We start from the raw sequence: 6,579 nt of genomic DNA on the forward strand, positions 1-6,579 counted from the left end.
TATCCATTAATTACATCAATAAATTATTCCTGAGAATCACTTCCTCTTTCTTCACTATCATCAGGTAAATCAATTTTTGGTTGCCCATAATTAGCCAAAGTCACCCCTTCTTCTAAATATACAGCAGAGTATTTACTCAACCCAATACGCTGTGCAGAATAAATTCCAGAATGACCTGAAAATAAGTAGCTAACTACACAGCCAATAGCAATAAATACCCCCGATTCCAAACCAAATAATTCAATTCCCATTAAGGTGGATGCTATAGGTGTATTTGCTGCACCCGCAAACACACCCACAAATCCCATTCCTGCTAAGAGTGGTGCAGGTAATGCTAAAAGCAACGATAAAGCATTACCTAAAGTAGCACCAATAAAAAACAAAGGTGTCACTTCCCCACCCTTAAAACCTGCTCCTAAAGTTAGAGCAGTCAAACCTAATTTGGCTGCAAAATCCCAAGGAGGTAACTGAGTGAAAAAAGAATCAACAATAGTAGGGATACCAAGCCCAATGTATTTAGTTGTACCACTCAACCCAACAATTACTGCTACCATCGCACCGCCGATAAAAGGACGCATTGGAGGATAAGATATTTTTGCTTTAAAGAAGTGACTAATTTGGTGAGTTAATTTAGCAAAAAGTCTTGCTACAATTCCAAAAATTGCACCTGCGATGATGGCAGAAATCAATCCCCAAATTGTGAGCGTCGGTATAGAGGGAGCGTGTCGGTATGCTGTATGATGTAAACCTAATAGTAAAGTTACTTGATTTCCTACGATCGCAGCAATCAAAGAAGGAAAAAGAGCATCATAATGAATCCTACCAATTGCTAAAACTTCCAAACCAAATACGGTTCCAGCTAAGGGAGTACCAAAAACTGAAGCGAATCCCCCACTGATACCTGCTGTTAACAGAATTCGCCGATTGACTCCTTGAAAATGCAATATTTTAGTTAACTGATCTGCCAAAGAAGCACCCATTTGTAATGCTGTCCCTTCACGACCGGCTGAACCACCAAAAAAATGGGTGAAGTTTGTTCCTATTAACACAAGAGGAGCCATGCGGAAGGGAATAATGTTTTTTGGGTTATGGATTTCTTCAAGTAAAAGGTTATTTCCGGCTTCTACAGTTTGACCACATTGATGATAAATCCAACCACTCAGGAAGCCGCCAAGGGGCAGCAAAGCGATAATCCATCGATGTGATTCTCGCCAATCAGTTGCCCATTCCAATGATGCTAAAAGAGCCGCAGAAGCTGTTCCAGCAAGAATGCCGACCACAAAGGAAATAGGCAACCACTTGATTAGATGAGGTAACGCAATAAATGGTTCAAACTGACGAAGGTGTTTCATACCATGACTCCTTGAAGTGCGATTTGTAGACAAATACTTTCTACAGGAGAGTCAGGTAATGCATTTAGCCAAGCCCTACTCTCCCGCAGTTAGCAAGGAAAGTAGGAGCTATCAGCCTTCCAGAAGAGAGTTCATCGCTCTGGAAAGGCGGTTTTGGCGAGCTCCATCGCCGTTAATTATCTAATTAATAGTACCATTTTTGCTGTAGGTCAATATCTTTGGTATTCTACGATATAGATAAATAATGTGTATCATTGGCGGTATTGTATGCTGCCATCATCAGAAACTAATTATCAGCCTGTTAAAGATTCTCAAACAAAACTAGATCGGTTTTTAGTTTGTGGGCTAGGAAGTTTGGGTCAGCATTGTGTTGCAGTATTGAAAGAGTATGGTGCTATTGTCAATGCTATCGATCAAGAACAACCGAAAAATTTGCAGGTATCAAATTTATCCAGTTTATTAGAACATTTATTAATCGGAGATTGCCGTCAAACTAGTATTTTAGAACAGGCAAATATTTCTCAGTGCCGAACAGTACTTTTAGTCACTGGTAATGAACGGGTAAATATAGAAGCGGCCTTTGCCGCGAGGCTTTTAAATCCTCAAATTCGCCTGGTTGTACGTTCTGATAAACAAAATCTCAATGAACTTTTAAGTCAAACACTTGGTAATTTTATTGCCTTTGAGCCAAATCAAATTTCTGCTTCTGGCTTTGCTGTTGCAGCCCTTGGAGATGATAATCTTGGATATTTTCAATTGGAAGAACGTCAATTTCGGGTTGTAAAGCGTCAGATTAAAATAAGTGATAGCTGGGGCAATAAATCACGTATACATGAACTGAATACCTTATATCGTCGGGTATTGAATCACACGAATGATTCATCTCCCTTGCCTAAAGAATTTCATCACTGGGAACCAGAAGCGATATTACACCCAGGTGATACGATTATTTATATCGAAGTTACAGAGCAAGTTAAAAGTTTGAAGCAATTTGCTACTGTGCGTAAATACAACTGGCAGCAGTTATGGCAAGAAATTGTATTAGGCAGAGCTTGGAATAATTTCAAAAAGAAAATAGTATATCTCTCACGAACATTCTCTCGTTATCAGAGTTTGCGGGTGGCAATAATCTGTGGAATTACAGTACTTTCTCTTTGGTGTTTTGGAACAATTATCTATATCTTAAATTATCCTGGAAGTAACATCGTAGAAGCATTTTATGCTATTGCTATCTTACTTTTAGGAGGATATGGAGATGTTTTTGGCGGTGTCAATTTTAAAACACCACCAGAGCCAGCGGAAAATATGCCTGTGTGGTTGCGATTGTTTAGCCTTGCACTAACTTTAACGGGTATAGGTTTTGTTGGGGTTTTATATGCGTTGCTAACTGACGCTTTGTTAAGTTCAAGGTTTAAGTTTTTCAATAGTTACCAGCCATTAATACCCCAAAAAGACCATGTTGTACTTATTGGATTAAATCGAGTTGGTCAGCGAGTGGCGGCTTTATTACAAGAATTCAAGCAACCTTTAGTAGGTGTTAGCAGCACAGCACTAAATGCCGATTTTCTCAACAAAATACCACTAATTATTGATAATATTGCTGATGCTCTAGGCAAGGTGAATCTCGCTAATAGTAAAAGTGTCGTTGTCGTTACGGACGATGATATGGAGAATCTAGAAATAGCTTTGATGGCATACGCTAAAAGTCCTAAAACTCGTGTGGTCATTCGGACTTATGATCGATATTTTCGTGATAATGTCGCACGATTGTTTCCTTATGCTCAAGTTATTTGTACCTCTGCTATTTCAGCAGAAGTATTTGCTGCTGCGGCTTTTGGAGAAAATATTCTCAGCTTGTTTAACTTCGATACTCAAACTATTTTGGTAGTAGAGTACATGATTGAAGCTGGAGATACACTAAATGGATTACTATTAGCTGAGGTTGCTTATGGTTATGGAATTGTACCAATTTTATACCAAAGCCTCAAGCGATCGCCTGTTAAGTTAATGCCTGCCGATCATACACAACTTGCTGTTGGCGATCGCCTGATTGTTCTAGCAAATAGCAATAGCCTCCAGCGGATTGAGCGGGGTGAAATGTTTCCTCGAAATTGGCAAGTGCAGGTTGAGAAAGTTTTAGCTCAAGATGCTATTTTTGATGGTGCAAATGAAATAAGTATAATATCGGGATGTAACATTGGCACAGCTAGAGAGTTGATGCATAATTTGCCAGCATCGCTACCAGTAGCATTATATAAACAACAAGCTCTGTTACTGGTGCGAAGGCTTAGTAAATTACGAGTTACAGCCCGCTTGAAACCATTTGTTTAAGATATAGATTAAAGCCTTATATTTGTAAATATTTTGTTCTATTAATTACTAACAATAAAACAGCAGCGATCGCAAACAAGCTCTCAGCGATAAATGTTGCCTCTGCTCCCACTGTTAACAAAGCCACTGCGAAGAATCCAGGGATGAGTGCTAGCCAAAAAATGAGGCGGAAGTTGTTTTCGGAAGCAGCCATCAGGGCAAATGCTGCCAAAGGCCCTAAAAATGCTCCGATAGTATCGAGGGATTGACGCAATCCATAAGCTGCACCACGTACCTCTGCATTAGTGGAATCGGCAACCAAAGCATCGCGGGGTGCTACCCGGATACCTTTACCAATGCGATCGCCAAATCGAGCTATTAACACCCCAGTTGAACTGGTAGCTACAGCAAATAGAGGTTTGACAAAAGTTGATAATCCGTACCCAAACACCGCTAATCCTTTACGATGTCCTAAGTAATCACTCAATACTCCCGAAAAGACTTTTAAAATTGAAGCTGTTGCTTCTGCAATGCCTTCAATGATGCCAACAGTCCAGATATTCGCCCCTAAAACTGACACTAGAAATAAGGGCAACACAGAATTAATCATCTCGGAACTAATATCTGTCAGCAGACTGACAAACCCCAAAACCCAAACAGTCTGAGGAATTTTCTGGACAAATTTATTTTGTAGCCGCATATTGACTTGCAATGCAACAGATGTTTCATTAGTTAACCTAACAATAAATTAAATTGAATGCAACACTTGTTACAATATCTCTATGGATAGACAATCTTGGAATCTATTGGTGTACAAAGTACCTGCACAGCCTTCGACGCAGCGGGTGTATGTATGGCGTAAACTGAAGGGATTGGGCGCACTTTATTTACAGCAGTCGGTGTGCTTGCTACCACAGCGAGAAGACTTGCAGAGCCATTTAAAAGAATTGAAAGCAGACATTACAGCAGGTGGCGGTGAAGCAGATTTATTCACCATTTGGATTGATGAACCTGAGCAAAATACTATGTTGGTAGAGCGCTTCCAACAGCAAGCAGACCAAGAATATCAAGAGTTTTTGGGGCAATGTCGAGATTTACATAGCGAATTGAGCGAAGAACGGAAAATAAGTAACCTCACTTTTGCAGAACTAGAAGAGAATGAAGCGGAACTAACGAAACTACGTTCTTGGTTGCCAAAAATTCGCGATCGCGATTTGTTTGATGCCCCAAAATACTCACAAGCCACTGAAGCTTTGAAGGCGTGCGAATTAGATTTTCAGCTATTTTCCCAACAAATATATCAAGCACAAGGAATAGACTCAGAATCTTTATAAGTAAATGGATCTTAAATAATTGCGTAGGCATAGGCAAACCTCAGTATCGCCCTTGTAATTTCTGCCTAGATAAACAATTTATTCCTATAGATAGATGCGTTTTTAGTATCTATAGATGTTAATTCTATGACTAAAACTTAAGTAGGAAAACCGTACTTATCTGATAGGTTTTCTGTACCATATATCTAAGTTTAGCTGGATAAAATCAAAATGTAGCTGAAGTAATGCTGTTTTCTCAAAAATTTACACAGCATTAGCAGGAGAGCAAAAACATGACAAATCAATTGAAAACGGCTGCTTTGCTTGCTGCACTAAGTGGTCTTTTGATTGCAATTAGTTACTGGGTAATTGGCGGTTCTAGTGGTTTGATTATCGGGATTGGCTTGGCAGCAGCAACCAACCTGTTTTCTTGGTATCAATCAGATAAAATTGCCTTAGCAGTATACCAAGCACAGCCAGTAAGTGAAAGGGAAGCACCAGGACTTTATCGGATGGTGCAGAGATTGAGCGATCGCGCTAACATTCCTATGCCTAGAGTTTATATTGCTCCAAGCCAAGGCGCTAACGCCTTCGCAACAGGACGCGATCCCGAACACGCTGCTGTGGCTGTGACTGAAGGTATTTTAAATATATTGCCAGATGATGAACTCGAAGGTGTTATCGCCCACGAGCTAACCCATATTATTAATCGTGACACCCTGACACAAGCGGTTGCTGCTACTGTGGCTGGTGCGATCTCATTTCTAGCCCAAATGGTTAGTTACAGCCTATGGTTTGGCGGTGGTTCGCGAGATGACAACAGAGGTGGAAATCCAATAGGAGTTTTATTAACAGTCATGCTTGCACCAGTGGCTGCGACAATTATTCAGCTAGCAATTTCGCGCACACGAGAATTTTCTGCTGATGCAGGTTCTGCTAGATTAACTGGTAATCCCCGCGCCTTAGCTAGGGCATTGCAACGGTTAGAAGCTTCAGCAAAGCAAGTACCTTTAAATGCTAATCCAGCTTATGAGCCGTTATTAATTATCAATTCCATCTCTGGACAGTTTCTGGGTAACTTATTCTCCAGTCACCCTGCTACAGAAATGCGAGTTGCAGCATTACTAAAATTAGAGCAACAACTGCCAACAAAAGCTTATTAATTTGTCATTAGTCATTTGTCCTTTGTGAAATAAATGACTAAGAGGATGTTTGAAAAGTTTTCTTCTCGGTAACAAAATGTTCTAGATCCCCCTAAATCCCCCTTAAAAAGGGGGACTTTTATTCCGATTCTCCCCTTTTTAAGGCAGGGCTGTTTCATTCCCTAAAAGGCGCTGATTTACAAGCGTTTCAAGCAAAAAAATCAAGTGACTAAAAAATTTGATTGGGCAAGAAAATGGCGTTCACACTTAGAGGTTGTTTGAAAAGTGTTTCGCTGTGACTTTAGGCACTTTAGATCCCCCCTAACCCCCCTTAAAAAGGGGGGAACCGGAGTTAAAGTCCCCCTTTTTAAGGCAGGGCTGATTCATTCCACAAGGGCAAGAAGTTTGTCAATATCATTAGAGAGAAATCTTTGAGCAATTGTGATGGAAGGATGACCATTT

At 40.2% G+C, this 6,579-nt stretch carries 4 protein-coding genes, 1 pseudogene and 1 riboswitch; of the genes and pseudogenes, 3 read left to right on the forward strand and 2 right to left on the reverse strand.

The features are described 5' to 3' along the window. Positions 1 to 23: 23 nt before the first annotated feature. On the reverse strand, positions 24 to 1,352 hold the full coding sequence (locus tag V7K44_RS03630) for a voltage-gated chloride channel family protein (protein ID WP_334928724.1): 1,329 nt from the start codon (positions 1,350 to 1,352) through the stop codon (positions 24 to 26). A 95-nt stretch (positions 1,353 to 1,447) separates the two neighbouring features. Continuing rightward, positions 1,448 to 1,532: riboswitch (Fluoride riboswitch) on the reverse strand. A gap of 87 nt (positions 1,533 to 1,619) precedes the next feature. Between V7K44_RS03630 and V7K44_RS03635 the strand changes: the two genes are divergently transcribed. Next, positions 1,620 to 3,683 carry a potassium channel family protein gene (locus tag V7K44_RS03635; protein ID WP_334928726.1) on the forward strand — a complete coding sequence of 688 codons (2,064 nt, stop codon included), beginning with the start codon at positions 1,620 to 1,622 and terminating at the stop codon, positions 3,681 to 3,683. Between the two features lie 106 nt (positions 3,684 to 3,789). On the opposite strand, the pseudogene V7K44_RS03640 reads toward V7K44_RS03635, so the two are convergent. Beyond that, positions 3,790 to 4,362, reverse strand: a pseudogene (locus tag V7K44_RS03640) (MFS transporter); the annotation flags it as partial. An 82-nt stretch (positions 4,363 to 4,444) separates the two neighbouring features. Between V7K44_RS03640 and V7K44_RS03645 the strand changes: the two are divergent. Together V7K44_RS03645 and V7K44_RS03650 are read left to right on the forward strand one after the other, a co-directional pair. Further along, entirely contained in the window at positions 4,445 to 4,996 is a 552-nt protein-coding gene (locus tag V7K44_RS03645) for a Chromate resistance protein ChrB (protein WP_334928728.1), read from the forward strand. 272 nt (positions 4,997 to 5,268) lie between these two features. After that, entirely contained in the window at positions 5,269 to 6,138 is an 870-nt protein-coding gene (locus tag V7K44_RS03650; RefSeq protein ID WP_334928730.1) for a zinc metalloprotease HtpX, read from the forward strand. Positions 6,139 to 6,579: the final 441 nt, after the last annotated feature.

This window comes from Nostoc sp. (assembly GCF_036917235.1).
Lineage (GTDB): Bacteria > Cyanobacteriota > Cyanobacteriia > Cyanobacteriales > Nostocaceae > Nostoc.